Here is a 13,742-nt window from a genome sequence, read left to right on the forward strand (position 1 = left end):
CATGCATCCGGACGTGATCGAAAACGCATAAGCAAAAGGCCGCTGAATCAGCGGCCCTTCGCGTTGTGTCGTGTTGTTTGCGTCCGGTGTTTGGCAGCCGCCCGGGCAATGCGGTGCGGAATCAGCCTCCGCCCACCGCCACCACGATTTCGATCTGGTCGCCGTCGGTCAACGTGGTTTGCTCGTGCTGGCTCTTGGGCACGATCTCGCCATTGCGCTCCACGGCCACGCGCTTGCCGGCATAGCCCAGCGTTTGAAGCAGTTCGATGACGGTCGTGTCCAGCGGGAACTCCCGCGCGTCGCCGTTCAGGGTGATGTGCATATCAGGTCTCCTCACTGTTTCGCATAGGCGTCGGTGGCGCCGATCAGGCGCGCCAGCGTGCCGGGCTCATCGAATGCGTGCCCTGCGTCGGGCACCAGATGAAAATCGGCTTCCGGCCAGGCGCGGTGCAAGTCCCACGCGGTGCGCGCGGGCGTGCAGACGTCGTAGCGGCCCTGGACGATGGTGCCGGGAATGCCGCGCAGCTTGTGCGCGTCGCGGATCAGCTGGCCTTCTTCCATGAAGCCGGCGTTCACGAAGTAGTGGTTTTCGATGCGGGCAAAGGCCAGCGCGGCGCGGTCGGCGGCATGGCTCTGCTGGTGGCGCGGACTGGGCAGCAGCGTAATGGTGCTGTCTTCCCACTTGCTCCACGCCTTGGCCGCGCGCAGTTGCTCGGCGGGGTCATTGCCCGTCAGGCGCTTGTGGTACGCCGCTACCAGATCGCCGCGCTCGGCTTCAGGGATGGGTGCCAGATACTCTTCCCAGCGGTCCGGGAACAGCCACGACGCGCCTTCCTGGTAGAACCATTGGATTTCCGCGCGGCGCAGGCCGAAGATGCCGCGCAGCACCATTTCGCTGACGTGCGACGGATGCGTTTCCGCATAAGCCAGCGCCAGGGTCGAGCCCCAGGATCCGCCGAACACCAACCACTTTTCCGCGCCCATGATCTCGGTGCGCAGGCGCTCGATGTCGGACACCAGATGCCAGGTCGTGTTGTTGTCCAGGCTGGCGTGCGGCTTGGAGCGGCCACAACCGCGCTGATCGAACAGCAGCACGTTGTAGCGCTGCGGGTCGAACAACTGGCGATGCACGGGCGAGCAACCGCTGCCCGGGCCGCCATGCAGGAAGACGGCGGGCTTGCCGTTCGGATTGCCCGACATTTCCCAATAGATCTGGTGGCCGTCCCCGGTGTCCAGAATGCCGTGGCGGTACGGTTCGATCGGCGGATAGAGCATTAGGCGACTCGCTTGAATATCAGGTCCCAGACGCCGTGGCCCAAACGCAGGCCGCGTGTCTCGAATTTGGTCAAGGGGCGGTAATCGGGGCGGGGCGCGTAGCCGTCCGCCGTGTTGGCCAGCAGCGGTTCGCCGCTAAGCACTTCCAGCATCTGCACCGCGTAGTCTTCCCAGTCGGTGGCGCAATGGATGTAGCCTCCCGGCGCGATGCGGCTGGCCAGCAGCGACACGAACGCGGGCTGCAGCAGGCGGCGCTTGTGATGGCGCTTCTTGGGCCATGGGTCCGGGAAGTACACATGCACGCCGGCCAGCGAATCCGGCGCGATCATGTCGCGAACGACTTCAACGGCGTCGTGCTGGATGATGCGCAGGTTCGGGATGTTGGAATCTTCAATGCGGCGCAGCAGCGAGCCGACGCCGGCGTTGAACACCTCCACGCCCAGGAAGTTGTCGTCCGGGCGGGCCAGCGCGATCTTTTCCGTGGTCTCGCCCATGCCGAAGCCGATCTCAAGCACGGTCGGCGCCTGCCGGCCGAATGCGGCGGCGGGGTCCAGGCGGCGGGGGGCGTACGGGATGGACCATTGGCCCATCAGGCGCTCCAGCGCGGCCAACTGGCCCTGCGTGATGTGGCCGCGGCGATGCACGAAGCTGCGGATGTGCGTGGCGCCCGGGCTGTTCGGGGCGTGGGCGGTACTGGCCAGCGCGGCCTGCGTTTCCGGGGAAACGGGGGCTTGCGCAGCGGAGTCGGCGGTCGTGTCGGGCGTATTCACGGGGGGCGTCGCGGGCTTGTCCGCGGGGTTGTTCGTATTCATAGCCCCGAATTGTAGTGGCAGGTGCGGCGGGGCGGAGTCGGCCTGAAGGACTAAATTAGGGACGTATTTATCCCGCAGCCAACGGAACGATCCGCGACGGGGCCGAAAATCCCTCTGGAATCCAAAAAAAGGCGCGCTATAATCATCGGCTCTGCTCCGGCCCTGCGCCGCGGCACGACACCCGAGCGGGTGTAGTTCAATGGTAGAACGGCAGCTTCCCAAGCTTCATACGAGGGTTCGATTCCCTTCACCCGCTCCAATCAAGACTCTCACTCGCCCGAAGATGCGCATGGTGTTCGACCGCGCAGGCGGCGTTAGCGCGCACACGATACGCAGCCCGACCGCAGATACGGCATCGGTCTATTCGTATAGCGTCAAATATGAATTTAATTGGCGTATAAGTGTCTATATATGACGTGTTATGCGAATAATATTGGGCCGCCCATAATTTCGCCAATGTGTTCAAATATGAACTCTTAGTTGTCGATTTAATGCATATCTGAACGGGTGTCAGCATGCCATCTTCCGAGCAAAGACGTTCTGGCGCACAGGTGGCATTGCCGCGGCCTGTTGAACGCGCGCTGCACCGACTTGGGCAGGACATCTCGACTGCACGTCGTATGCGCCGATTGAGCCAGGAAGACCTGGCGCAGCGTATCGGCACGTCACTGAGTACCGTCAGACGCATGGAAGACGGTTATCCCGGCACAGCCTTGCACACCTTCCTGCGGGCGCTGCAGGTCCTCGGCCGTCTTGACGCTGTGGTCGATGTGATGGCAATGGAGAATGACGTGTTGGGGATGGAACTGGTGCGGGAACTGTTGCCGCAACGGGTCCGGATGTCTCGCGGCAGCAAACCGCGAACTGATCGTCCCGCGACTACCAAAGAGCGCACCGCTGATGACGGCGATGAGCTGGAGGGTTTTTGATGGCTATCAAGTCTTCCAAACGTCAGGATCTGGAAGTGCATCTGGGTTCAAGCGGCCAAGTCGTCGGGCGGCTTCATCTGGATAGCGGTAAGCGCAGCGCGTTCAGTTACGACGAGCGTTGGTTGCGGGATTCAAGGTTCTTTACGCTATCGTCCGACCTGCTGCCAGTCTTGGGTGCTCAATATCCTCAGCAGGTATTCTTCCGCGCGCTGGAGGACACTGCGCCGGACTCGTGGGGTGAACGCGTGATTCGGCGTGCGCATGCGAAGTTTCGGCAGCAAGATCGTGAGACGCCTGCGCTGGAGCTTGTCGACTTCTTGATGTGGGTGGATGACGAGGCCCGTGTCGGCGCGCTGCGTCTTTTTGATCCTCAAGCCAACGTCTATTTGCGCTCTGGCGGAGCGCATTGGCAGGTGCCGCCGTTGGTAGAGCTGAGCAAGGTTTTGCAAGCGGCCCACGCGCTGGAGAAGGGCACGGAGAGCACCCAGGACCTGCAATATCTGCTTGGGCTAGGTACCTCGCTGGGGGGAGCCCGGCCCAAGTCGACCGTTCGAGACACGGACGGTCGTCTGGCCTTGGGTAAGTTCCCTAGCCAGGCGGATCAGCGCGACGTCATTCGAGGCGAGGTATTGGCCATGCATCTTGCAGCCAAGGCGGGCATCAAAGTGGCAAGGGCGCGTGTGGAATTGATCAATGGGACGGCAGTCGCCATCATTCGTCGTTTCGACCGTACCGACGATGGTGGCCGTATTCCCTATATATCGGCGGCGACAATGCTGCAGTCTGATGGCCGTGGCTCGACGCATGCGTATACGGAACTGGTGGATGCTCTGCTGCAGGAGGGTGCGAACCCGATTGCCGACATGCACGAGTTGTGGCGCCGTTTGGTCTTCAATTTTCTGATCTGCAATACCGACGACCACTTGCGTAATACCGGGTTTTTGTATGACGCGCGCAACCATGGGTGGCGTCTGTCGCCGGCGTTCGACCTCAATCCGATGCCTGGCGATCGCCGCGAGAGCAAAACATGGTTGACCGAGGATTCCGGATCGATTGACAGCCGGGATATGCTGATGGAGGGCGCGGGTTACTTCAGATTGGATGCGGATGAAGCCGCTGCCATCTGGGCGGAGGTCGCTCAGGCCTTGGACAGCTGGCGCATGGTGGCCAAGGGGTTGGGCATGCGGGGAACGGATTTGGTGGATTTTGAGCCAGCATTTGAATAGTTCCGGCACTGAAGATGGGTTGGATGCTTACAATCCGTTCCCTATGCGCTATTCCGACTTCGATCATCGCCTTGCCGCACTTGGCGCCCGGCCCGTCCATCGCGGCCGAGTCGTGCGCGTCTGGCTGAACGGGCAAGCACTCGACAGCGGCACGCGGCGGAGGCGTTCAGAGGACTTCCTGCCGTTGACGCTGCGCAATGCGCTGCCCGAGCTGACGGCTGAGCTGGACGGCCTTGCCCGTATCCGCTCGGAACACGCTGGCAACGATGGCTCGCGTTTGCTTGTTGAACTGGCAGATGGGCAGATGGTGGAAAGCGTGCTGCTGCCGCGTGACGGCCTTTGCGTTTCCACGCAAGTCGGCTGCGCGGTGGGCTGTCGTTTCTGCATGACGGGCAAGAGCGGGCTGATCCGTCAGGTCACCAGCATGGAGATCCTTGCCCAGGTCGTGCTGGCACGGCGCCAGAGCACCGTGAAGAAAGTGGTCTTCATGGGCATGGGAGAACCGGCGCACAACCTGGAAAACGTGCTTGAAGCCATCGACCTGCTTGGCACCGAAGGCAATATTGGCCATAAGAACCTGGTGCTATCGACTGTCGGCGATCTGCGTGTGTTCGAAGCCCTGCCGCGGCAACGCGTCAAACCCGCGCTGGCACTGTCGCTGCACACCACCAAGAACGAACTGCGTGAGCACCTGCTGCCGCGCGCGGCGAAAATTACGCCGGCGGAGCTGGTTGAACTGGGCGAAAAGTACGCCCGCGACACCGGGTACCCCATCCAATACCAGTGGACGTTGCTAAAGGGCGTCAACGACGGCGACGACGAACTCGACGCCGTCCTGCACTTGCTCAAGGGCAAGTACTGCGTGCTGAACGTCATCCCTTTCAATAGTCTTGAAGGGGACGACTATCAACGCCCCGATCCCGAACGCATCCGCGAGATCGTCCACTACCTCCACCAGCGCGGGTTATTGACCAAGGTAAGAAACAGCGCCGGGCAGGATGTAGACGGCGGCTGCGGCCAGCTGCGCGCCCGCGCCGTTGGCGCCGAACAGGTCGTCACGCTGCGCCGCCAACGCACACCAAAACCGATAGCTGCATAGATATCCATGAATACGCCCCAGAACTCCCCGCCCGCCGCAGCGCCCTACGGATTGAGGGTGGCTGATACGCCGAAGAAGGTAAGCGTCCAAACCTTTGCGGACATGCGCGCCCGCGGCGAGAAAATCGCCATGCTGACCGCCTACGACGCCACGTTCGCGGCGGTGGCGGACGCGGCCGGGGTCGACACGCTGCTGGTGGGCGATTCGCTGGGCATGGTGTGCCAGGGAGGCAACGGCACGGTCGGGGTGTCGCTTGACGACATGGTCTATCACACCCGATGCGTGGCGGAGGGCGTTCGGCGCACCGGCGGGCGCACGCTGATCGTGGCGGATCTTCCCTTTGGCAGCTATCAGGTCTTGAAAGAGCAGGCGATCGCTTCGGCCGTGGCGCTGATGAGCGCCGGCGCGCAGATGGTCAAGCTTGAGGGCGGGGGATGGGTGGCGGAGACGGCGCGCTTCCTGGTGGAACGCGGCGTGCCGGTGTGCGGCCATCTGGGGCTGACGCCTCAGACGGTTTCGTCGCTGGGCGGATTTCGCGTGCAAGGCCGCACGGACGAGGCCGCGGCCCGCTTACGCGAGGACAGCGCGGCGCTGGAGGCCGCCGGGGCCACGATGCTGGTCCTGGAAATGGTGCCGGCCGCGCTTGCGGCGACGATCACCGCCGACCTGCTTGCCTGCGCCACCATCGGTATCGGCGCAGGCCGCGGCACGGCCGGGCAGGTGCTGGTCATGCACGACATGCTGGGCGTCAACCTTGGCCGGATGGCGAAATTCGTCCGCAACTTCATGGACGGGAGCGACGGCGTCAAAGGTGCGATGGAGAGCTATGTGCGCGCGGTGAAGGACGGGTCGTTCCCGGACGACGCCAAGCACGCGTGGTGAGGGTTCCCCGCTTTTTCATGACGGCTCGCGATTGAGTTTGGCATGGCGGTACAGCGCGTCCCGATCCAGGACCGTCAGTCCGCCGTAGTGCGTTTGGAGGACCCCGGCCCGGGCCAGTGTCACCAATGCCGTATTGCAGCGTTGCCGTGACACGCCGCACAGGCTAGCGATCTCTTCTTGCGATATTTTCAAGCGACCGTTGGTGCCGGAATGCGCTTCGGCGTCCAGCTGCGCGGCGACGGCGCGCGCCACCGTGGTGTCGACGTCCAGCAGCACATTGCCGGTATAGGACGCCATTAGCCAGTTGACCCGCTGGGCCAGGTGCGTCATCAGCGCCTTGGTGAACTCGATATTGTTGTTCCACAGGCGCTCGCAGGTGTCGCGCGGCAAGATGACCACCCGGCTTGGCCGTAGCGCCACCACTTCGTACTCGAACCGCTCGCGGCGGATCATGGTGGCTTCGCCGAACCAGCTTCCGGTGCTGAAGCCGGCGAGCGACAGGGACCGGCCGTCCGATCCCCGCGACGACCATTTCACCAGCCCTTCCACCACGCCATACCAGCCGGGCGATTTCGCGCCTTCGCGAAACAGATATTCGCCCGTGCGCAGCGACACGATGCGCAGCTCTGCGCGGACGAGGCCACGTTCAAGCTCCGGCAAGCCGTTGTACCAAGGGACGACGTCCAGCATTTTGTCGACAGGGCATGGCGCTGGCCGGCGTTTGGCGCCGGTCGAGTCGTTGCCGGTACCGGTGGGCGGTCCGCGCATAGTGCTCCCTAATCAGCAGTGGTGACCCCGCACAGGTAAACCCTAGGGCGCTTTGTCAACTTGATGACTGTCCGCCCGGAGGGTCCAGTCCCAGAATAGTCGAGGCCCTAAGAGCCGAAAACCATAAGAGGAGACAGGTATGTTGTCAATGCCACGCAGGTTGTCCTGCGCCGCGATCGCTTGCGGCGCGGCCATTACGTTTGGCGCGGGCGTTGCGCATGCGCAGATGTCCGACGACGTTATTCGAATCGGATTCATCACCGATATGTCGGGCGTCTATTCCGGCCCCGATGGTCCTGGTGGCGCCGAAGCCATCAAGATGGCCATCGAGGAAATGGGCGGCGAGATCAACGGCAAGAAGATCGAACTGCTGACGGCCGACCACCAGAACAAGGCGGACATCGCATCGGCCAAGGCGCGCGAGTGGTTCGATCAGAAGGGCCTGGACATGCTGATTGGTGGCACCAATTCCAGCACGGCGCTTGCCATGTCGAAGGTGGCGGCCGACAAAAAGAAGCCGATCATCGTGGTGGGCGCGGGCGCACCGGCGCTGACCAACGAGCAGTGCACGCCCTATACCCTGAACTATGCCTATGACACGGTTGCGCAGGCGCGCGGCACGGGCGCCGCGGTGGTCAAGGCGGGCGGCAAGACCTGGTACTTCCTGACGGCCGACTACGCTTTCGGCAATGCGCTGCAGGCCGATACCACGAAGGTGGTGGAGGCGGGCGGTGGCAAGGTGGTGGGGTCGGTCAAGCATCCGCTGGCCTCCAGCGACTTTTCGTCCTTCTTGCTGCAGGCGCAAAGCAGCAAGGCGGAAATCCTGGCCTTGGCGAATGCTGGCGCCGACGCGACCAACGCAATCAAGGCCGCCAACGAATTCGGCATTACGAAGACGATGCGGTTGGCCGGCCTGATCATGTTCATCAATGACATCCATGCCATGGGGCTGGACGCGGCACAGGGGCTGTACCTGACCGACAGCTGGTACTGGAACACGTCGGACGAGACGCGCGCCTGGGGCCAGAAGTTCTTCGAGCGGCGCAAGGCCATGCCATCGTCGCTGCAGGCGGCGGACTATTCTGCTGCGTTGCAGTATCTGCGCGCCGTCAAGGCAACCGGCACCGACGACGCCGACCGCGTGCTGGCGCATATGCGCGAAAACAAGCTGAACGACCTGTACATCAAGAACGGCGTCGTCCGTCCCGACGGCCGGGTGGTGCATGACATGTACCTGCTGCAGGTCAAGACCCCCGCGCAATCGAAAGCGCCTTGGGACTACTTCAACGTGGTGCAGACCATCGACGGCAACGAGGCCTTCACGACCAAAGCGGAAAGCCGCTGCGCGCTGTGGAAGTAAGGAGAACCGCATGTCTAAACGCAAAGTGATCGTGACCATTGCCCCGACCGGGGGCATGGCGCTGAAAAGCCAGAACCCGAATCTGCCGACGCAGCCCGCGGAAATCGCCGAAGACGTCTATCGCTGCTACAACGCCGGGGCCAGCGTGGTGGCCTTGCATGCGCGCCGGCCCGACGATCTGGCCACCTGCAACGCCGACATCTACCGCGACATGAACCAGCGCATTCGCGACCGCTGCGACATTGTCCTGAACAACTCCACGGGCGGGGGCGTGCATGGCGACATGGTCAAGGAAACGTCGCCGGGCACCTGGGAAATTCTGTGGGAAGAGCGCCTGAAGGGCATGGACGCCGGCGCCGAGATGTGCACGCTTGACGCGACCACGCTGAATCTGGCGTTCGGCGATCGGGAATACCTGATGAACACGCCGCTGACCCGTGCGCGCGAGATGGCGGCCGCCATGCAGGCCCGCGGCATCAAACCCGAGTGGGAGGTGTTCAGCCCGACGCATATTCTGCAAGACGCGACCACCCTCATCAACGAGGGCCTGGACGAGGCGCCGCATTTCATCAACCTGGTGATGAACGTGCACCGGAACTTCCAGAACGCCATGCCGTTTTCACCCAGGCATCTGCAGATGATGGTCGACCTGCTGCCAAAGCACAGCATCTTCTGCGTCAGCGGCATCGGACCGGCGCAACTTGAAGCCAACATCAGCGCGCTGCTGCTGGGCGGGCACGCGCGGGTGGGGCTGGAAGACAACCTGTATTACCGCCATGGGGAATTGGCCACCAACGTCCAGCTTACCGAACGCATTGTTCGGGTGATCCGCGAAATGGACATGGAACCCGCGACCCCCGCCGAAGCGCGCCAGATGCTTGGCCTGCCGCTGCAAAGCGGCGTCCGGCCGGCGTTCGCGCTCTGATCCGGCTTCCGACCTTTTATCGACAAAGCGACATGATCGAATCCTTGAACGGCAAGCGCGTCCTGATTACCGCCGGGGCCCATGGCATCGGGCTGGCCATTGCCCGCAAATTCCTGCAGGCCGGCGCCGACGTGCATATCTGCGATGTGGACGCCGAGGCCTGCCAGGCCGCCCGCGCGGCGCATCCGGGCTTGAGCGCCAGCGTCACCGACGTCTCCGACGAGGCCCAGGTGCTGGCCATGTTTGAAGACGTGGCCGGGCGTTGGGGAAAGCTGGATGCGCTGATCAACAATGCGGGCGTATCCGGCCCCACGAGCCGGCTGGAAGACACCGGGCTGGACGCCTGGCGGACCACGCTGGACGTGAACCTGACCGGCACGTTCCTCTGCGCCCGCAGCGCCGTGCCGCTGTTGCGGGCGGCGGGCGGTGGATCCATCGTCAATATCTCGTCGGTGGCGGGGCGCCTGGGCTTTTCATTGCGCACGCCCTACAGCGCCAGCAAATTCGGCCTGGCCGGCTTGACGCAGACTTGGGCAATGGAACTGGGGCCCGACGGCATCCGGGTGAATTCCGTCTTGCCGGGCGTGGTGGCGGGCGACCGCGTGGAACGCGTTATTGCCGCGCGCGCGGCGGCCGGGGGCGTCAGCAATGACGAGATGCGCATGCAGCTGGTGGAGAAAGTCTCGCTGCGCCGCATGACCCAGCCCGAGGACGTGGCGAACCAGGTAACGTTCCTGTGTTCGGACGACGGCGCAATGATCAGCGGCCAGAGCATTTCGGTGTGCGGCAATGTGGAGCACCTGGGGTAAGAGGCGCGTCCGGGCGTCCGGGCGTCCGGCCGCCGGATAGAATGGTCTGCTTTCATGGCAACTATTCTTCTGGCGACCAGACCGCATGACCCGGGCATTCGAACTTGAAACGCTGAAGATCCGCATGAACGATGCGGATCTTCAACGTTTGGACCTGCACCAACGCATCCAGCGGGCGCTACGCGCCTTGATTCTGGATGGCGCCCTGGACCCGGGCGTGAAATTGCCGGCGACGCGCGCGTTGGCGGCGTCGCTGGGCGTGGCGCGCGACACGGTCGAGAACGCTTACGTGCAGCTGCATCGCGACGGCTACATCGTCCGGCGCGAAGGGTCAGGCAGCTACGTCTCCGACACGGTGGGCGCGGAATTGCGCGGGGCTGCGGCGCGGCGCATCCGGCTTGCCGACGACAGGCGCGGCCTGGCCGAGCCGGGGGCGGGCCTGAGCCGCCGGGGCAAGATGATTCTGGACAGCGGCGGCGTCAGCGACCAGCGTGCGGTCCAGGCTTTTGCCACGGGGCTGCCCGAGACCCGCACGTTTCCGACCGACGTCTGGGAGCGCTTGCAGCGGCAGGCGCTGAAGGACCATCGCGACCAGGTGTTGCTGCATGGCGATCCCCAAGGCGCCGCGCCATTGCGCAAGGCGATTGCGTCGTATCTGAACCTGGAGCGGGGCGCCAAGGTGTCGCCCGACCAGATCCTGGTGCTGAGCAGCACGCGGCAAGCCCTGTTCCTGTGCGCGCAGTTGCTGGTGGACGCCGGCAAGCCGATCTTGCTGGAAAACCCCGGTTACTTTGGCGCCAAGAAGGCGTTCGAATCCGCCGAGGCCAGGATCGTGCCCATTGATGTCGACGCCCAGGGCGTGCGCACGGACCTGTTGCGCGCGGACCGCAGCGGCGCCAACTGCGTGTACGTCACGCCCTCGCATCAATACCCCACGGGGGCGACCCTGTCGCTGGCGCGGCGGCTGGAATTGACCCGCTGGGCCGCCGAGAACGGCAAGTGGATCATCGAAGACGACTACGACAGCGAATTCCATTACGACGGTTTGCCGACCGCCTGCGTGCAGGGCCTGGACAAGTACCAGCGCACGCTTTACATCGGCACCTTCAGCAAGACGCTCTATCCCGGTTTGCGCATGGGATACATGGCGCTACCCCGCGAACTGGTCAGCGCCTTCGCCTATGCGCGCAGCATCCTGGACGGGCATACGCCGCAGATCCTGCAACTGACGCTGGCGCGTTTCATGGAAGACGGGCACTACAACACCCATATCCGCGCCATGCGCAAACTGTACGCCGCGCGCCGCGACGCCATGCTGCAAGCCTTGGACACGCACATGGCCGGCATCGCCACCGCAGCGCGGCCACAGGGCGGGCTTCAGATTCCCTGCATGCTGCTGCGCGGCTGGTCCGAGGAAAAGACGATCAGGCAGGCGGCGGGCGCCGGCCTGCTGCTGCCGGGGCTGAGCCGGCTATATGCCGGCGCCGACAAGCGGCAGGGTTGGATACTGGGGTATTCCTCGCTGACCGAGCACGAGATCGACACCGCCATGCGGCGGCTGTCGGTTGCGCTAAGAAAGCGGTAGCGGGCCATGCGCTAGGGTTTGGCGGGGCTGCCGATCAGCGCGCGGCTGCCGCCGTGCATCAGCAGATGGGCGGTCAGCCCGGCGACCAGCCCCCAGAACGCACCGCCCACCCCCAGCAGCGTGACGTTGGCGGCCGTGGCCAGGAAGGTGATCAATGCGGTCTCGCGGGTGCGGGCGTCGGCCATGGCGTTGGCCAGGCTGCCGCCGATGGCGCCTAGCAGCGCCAGCCCCGCCAACGTCGTGATGAAGGCCTTGGGCAACACCATGAACAAGGTCGCCAGGGTGACGCCGAACGTGCCCACCAGGATGTAGAAGACGCCGCAGGCCAGCCCCGCCAGGTAGCGCTTGCGCGGGTCTTCGTGCGCGTCAGGGCCGGTGCAGATCGCCGCGGTGATGGCCGCCACGTTGAAGGCGTGCGCGCCGAACGGGGCCATGATCAGCGAACCCAGGCCGGTAATGGTCAGGATCGGGTTGGCGCTGGTTCGGTAACCGTCGTTGCGCAGCACCAGCATGCCTGGCATGTACTGGCCCGTCAGCGTGATGACGAACAACGGCAGCGCCACGCCCAGCAGGGCCTGCAGCGAAAACCGGGGCATTTCGAAAACGGGCGCGGCAAGGCTCAGATGGACGGCCGCGAAGTCGATGCGGTCCTGCGCGATCAACATGGCGACACCGATGACCAAAATGCCAACGACGGCGAAACGCGACGTATAGCGCTTGAGCAGTGCATACGAGACCACCAGCACGATCACCAGCGCCGGATCGACGCTGGCGCCGCCGAAGGCATTGACGCCGAATTGCAGCAGGATGCCGGCCAGCAGCCCGGCCGCGATGCCGCCGGGAATCCTGCGCACCAGCTTTTCAAACGCGCCGGACAGGCCCAGCACGATAAAACCCAAGGCGGACACCACGTAGGCGCCAATGACTTCGCCATAAGGCGTGAACGGCATCACAGTAGCCAGGAAGGCCACGCCGGGCGTGGACCACGCCGTGATGATCGGCGCCTTGTACCGGAAGCTGAGCAGGGCGCCGGTGATGCCAACCCCGATCGAAACGGCCCAGACCCATGATGCCGTCTGGGCGGGGGTCAACCGGGCCAGCTCGGCGGCCTGGAACACGAGCACGAAGGTTCCGCCGTAGTTCACCAGCACCGAAATCAGGGCGGCGATGGTCGGCGAAAAGAAGTCGGCGGGTCGAAGGCGAACCGGCGGTGTCGTCATGAAGCACTCCACATTGCGTACGGGGCCGCGGGGGCGGCCAGCACAAGGCATGAAGTGTAGGAGTGATGTGGACTGCTATTTCATGCCACTTGGGCACATGGAAGCAGACCGCTTTGGCGGGCTACGCCAGCACCTGTGCGGGCTGATAGAAGCAATAGCCGCTGTTGCGCAGCGTCTTGATCGGCAGCGTTTGCCCGCTGACGTCTTCGACGCGCCGCCGCAACCGTCGCATCTGCGTATCCAGGCGGCGCTGGTCGTAGTCCAGGTAGTCGAAGCCCAATGCTTCGATGATCTGCCGGCGGCTGATGTTCTCGCCGGGCTGCCTCATCAGGCAGCGCAGTACCAGCAGGTCTTGCTGCGAAAGCGGCACGGCGGGCGCGCCGGGAATGTGCAGCCGGCGCGGTCCTACTTCCAGCGTCCAGCCGGGCGGCGGCTGGGTGGCGGGCGCCTGCTGCAAGCCCAGCCGGCGGACCAGCGCCGCCAGCGTGGCGGCCAATTCGTCCAGGTCGCAACCCTTGCCCAGGTAATGGTCGGCGCCGTGTGCCAGGCCCGAAATCCGGTCGGCGCTGGTCTGGCGCGCACTGAATACGACAATGCCCACGCGCTGGCCTTCCTGACGCAACCGCTGGATCAGGTCCAGGCCGCAGCCGTCGGGCAAGCCGATGTCGATCACCGCCAGATGATGCCGGTCGGGGTCGAAATGCCGGTCGAACTCCTGCAGGCTGGAGACGCATCGCGGGGCATAGCCGAGCTCTTCCAGGAACTCGCCGAGTTCCTGGCGCAGTACCGGTTCGTCTTCCAGCAGGATGACCTCAGGCATGCGATGCGCCTGCGTGAAAACCGCGTGAGGGG

At 64.2% G+C, this 13,742-nt stretch carries 14 protein-coding genes and 1 tRNA gene; 9 read left to right on the plus strand and 6 right to left on the minus strand.

What is annotated here, in order from left to right:
* Positions 1–121 precede the first annotated feature (121 nt).
* The 3 genes from thiS to trmB are packed head-to-tail and all read right to left on the minus strand — an operon-like array spanning position 122 to position 2,087.
* Positions 122–322, minus strand: a complete 201-nt coding sequence (gene thiS / locus ACE039_RS26725; protein ID WP_006222389.1) for a sulfur carrier protein ThiS — start codon at positions 320–322, stop codon at positions 122–124.
* Between the two features lie 11 nt (positions 323–333).
* Positions 334–1,275: a prolyl aminopeptidase gene (gene pip / locus ACE039_RS26730; RefSeq protein ID WP_105557081.1), complete on the minus strand. Its 942-nt coding sequence runs from the start codon at positions 1,273–1,275 to the stop codon at positions 334–336.
* The gene (gene trmB, locus ACE039_RS26735; protein ID WP_448710569.1) at positions 1,275–2,087 is read right to left on the minus strand and encodes a tRNA (guanosine(46)-N7)-methyltransferase TrmB; all 813 of its coding nucleotides are present in this window, start codon (positions 2,085–2,087) and stop codon (positions 1,275–1,277) included. The genes pip and trmB overlap by 1 nt, the downstream gene beginning before the upstream one ends.
* Before the next feature lie 185 nt (positions 2,088–2,272).
* On the opposite strand from trmB, the gene ACE039_RS26740 reads away from it, so the two are divergent.
* From ACE039_RS26740 to panB, 5 genes are all read left to right on the plus strand, one after another.
* Positions 2,273–2,346, plus strand: a tRNA-Gly gene (locus ACE039_RS26740).
* A 256-nt stretch (positions 2,347–2,602) separates the two neighbouring features.
* Positions 2,603–3,016: a helix-turn-helix domain-containing protein gene (locus ACE039_RS26745; RefSeq protein ID WP_485823805.1), complete on the plus strand. Its 414-nt coding sequence runs from the start codon at positions 2,603–2,605 to the stop codon at positions 3,014–3,016.
* Positions 3,016–4,242, plus strand: a complete 1,227-nt coding sequence (locus ACE039_RS26750; protein ID WP_485823806.1) for a type II toxin-antitoxin system HipA family toxin — start codon at positions 3,016–3,018, stop codon at positions 4,240–4,242. Before ACE039_RS26745 ends, ACE039_RS26750 begins: the two co-directional genes overlap by 1 nt.
* A gap of 43 nt (positions 4,243–4,285) precedes the next feature.
* Positions 4,286–5,341 carry an RNA methyltransferase gene (locus tag ACE039_RS26755; RefSeq protein WP_448712630.1) on the plus strand — a complete coding sequence of 352 codons (1,056 nt, stop codon included), beginning with the start codon at positions 4,286–4,288 and terminating at the stop codon, positions 5,339–5,341.
* A 6-nt stretch (positions 5,342–5,347) separates the two neighbouring features.
* On the plus strand, positions 5,348–6,223 hold the full coding sequence (gene panB / locus ACE039_RS26760) for a 3-methyl-2-oxobutanoate hydroxymethyltransferase (protein WP_485823807.1): 876 nt from the start codon (positions 5,348–5,350) through the stop codon (positions 6,221–6,223).
* A gap of 15 nt (positions 6,224–6,238) precedes the next feature.
* Here the strand turns inward: panB and ACE039_RS26765 are convergent, their stop codons facing one another.
* Positions 6,239–6,913: a Crp/Fnr family transcriptional regulator gene (locus ACE039_RS26765; protein WP_105557078.1), complete on the minus strand. Its 675-nt coding sequence runs from the start codon at positions 6,911–6,913 to the stop codon at positions 6,239–6,241.
* Between the two features lie 226 nt (positions 6,914–7,139).
* Between ACE039_RS26765 and ACE039_RS26770 the strand changes: the two genes are divergently transcribed.
* The 4 genes from ACE039_RS26770 to pdxR all read left to right on the plus strand — a co-directional run bounded on the left by ACE039_RS26770 (position 7,140) and on the right by pdxR (position 11,670).
* Positions 7,140–8,351, plus strand: coding sequence for an ABC transporter substrate-binding protein (locus ACE039_RS26770; protein ID WP_105557129.1), 1,212 nt, complete (start codon positions 7,140–7,142; stop codon positions 8,349–8,351).
* Positions 8,352–8,361: 10 nt separating this feature from the next.
* Entirely contained in the window at positions 8,362–9,276 is a 915-nt protein-coding gene (locus ACE039_RS26775) for a beta-keto acid cleavage family enzyme (protein WP_485823808.1), read from the plus strand.
* A 32-nt stretch (positions 9,277–9,308) separates the two neighbouring features.
* Positions 9,309–10,085: an SDR family oxidoreductase gene (locus tag ACE039_RS26780; RefSeq protein ID WP_485823809.1), complete on the plus strand. Its 777-nt coding sequence runs from the start codon at positions 9,309–9,311 to the stop codon at positions 10,083–10,085.
* A gap of 85 nt (positions 10,086–10,170) precedes the next feature.
* Entirely contained in the window at positions 10,171–11,670 is a 1,500-nt protein-coding gene (gene pdxR / locus ACE039_RS26785) for a MocR-like pyridoxine biosynthesis transcription factor PdxR (RefSeq protein WP_485823810.1), read from the plus strand.
* A gap of 11 nt (positions 11,671–11,681) precedes the next feature.
* Here the strand turns inward: pdxR and ACE039_RS26790 are convergent, their stop codons facing one another.
* Complete coding sequence (locus ACE039_RS26790; protein ID WP_485823811.1) at positions 11,682–12,890, minus strand: benzoate/H(+) symporter BenE family transporter; 1,209 nt, start codon at positions 12,888–12,890, stop codon at positions 11,682–11,684.
* A 121-nt stretch (positions 12,891–13,011) separates the two neighbouring features.
* The gene (locus ACE039_RS26795; RefSeq protein ID WP_448712625.1) at positions 13,012–13,710 is read right to left on the minus strand and encodes a response regulator transcription factor; all 699 of its coding nucleotides are present in this window, start codon (positions 13,708–13,710) and stop codon (positions 13,012–13,014) included.
* Positions 13,711–13,742 lie beyond the last annotated feature (32 nt).

This window comes from Achromobacter maghribensis (assembly GCF_057334215.1).

Bases quoted from the DNA above. Each gene is read 5' to 3' on its own strand.
- pdxR (WP_485823810.1), top strand. From the start codon at position 10,171: ATGACCCGGGCATTCGAACTTGAAACGCTGAAGATCCGCATGAACGAT.
- ACE039_RS26745 (WP_485823805.1), top strand. From the start codon at position 2,603: ATGCCATCTTCCGAGCAAAGACGTTCTGGCGCACAGGTGGCATTGCCG.
- ACE039_RS26750 (WP_485823806.1), top strand. From the start codon at position 3,016: ATGGCTATCAAGTCTTCCAAACGTCAGGATCTGGAAGTGCATCTGGGT.
- ACE039_RS26795 (WP_448712625.1), bottom strand. From the start codon at position 13,710: ATGCCTGAGGTCATCCTGCTGGAAGACGAACCGGTACTGCGCCAGGAA.
- ACE039_RS26790 (WP_485823811.1), bottom strand. From the start codon at position 12,890: ATGACGACACCGCCGGTTCGCCTTCGACCCGCCGACTTCTTTTCGCCG.
- pip (WP_105557081.1), bottom strand. From the start codon at position 1,275: ATGCTCTATCCGCCGATCGAACCGTACCGCCACGGCATTCTGGACACC.
- trmB (WP_448710569.1), bottom strand. From the start codon at position 2,087: ATGAATACGAACAACCCCGCGGACAAGCCCGCGACGCCCCCCGTGAAT.
- ACE039_RS26770 (WP_105557129.1), top strand. From the start codon at position 7,140: ATGCCACGCAGGTTGTCCTGCGCCGCGATCGCTTGCGGCGCGGCCATT.
- ACE039_RS26755 (WP_448712630.1), top strand. From the start codon at position 4,286: ATGCGCTATTCCGACTTCGATCATCGCCTTGCCGCACTTGGCGCCCGG.
- thiS (WP_006222389.1), bottom strand. From the start codon at position 322: ATGCACATCACCCTGAACGGCGACGCGCGGGAGTTCCCGCTGGACACG.
- ACE039_RS26780 (WP_485823809.1), top strand. From the start codon at position 9,309: ATGATCGAATCCTTGAACGGCAAGCGCGTCCTGATTACCGCCGGGGCC.
- panB (WP_485823807.1), top strand. From the start codon at position 5,348: ATGAATACGCCCCAGAACTCCCCGCCCGCCGCAGCGCCCTACGGATTG.
- ACE039_RS26765 (WP_105557078.1), bottom strand. From the start codon at position 6,913: ATGCTGGACGTCGTCCCTTGGTACAACGGCTTGCCGGAGCTTGAACGT.
- ACE039_RS26775 (WP_485823808.1), top strand. From the start codon at position 8,362: ATGTCTAAACGCAAAGTGATCGTGACCATTGCCCCGACCGGGGGCATG.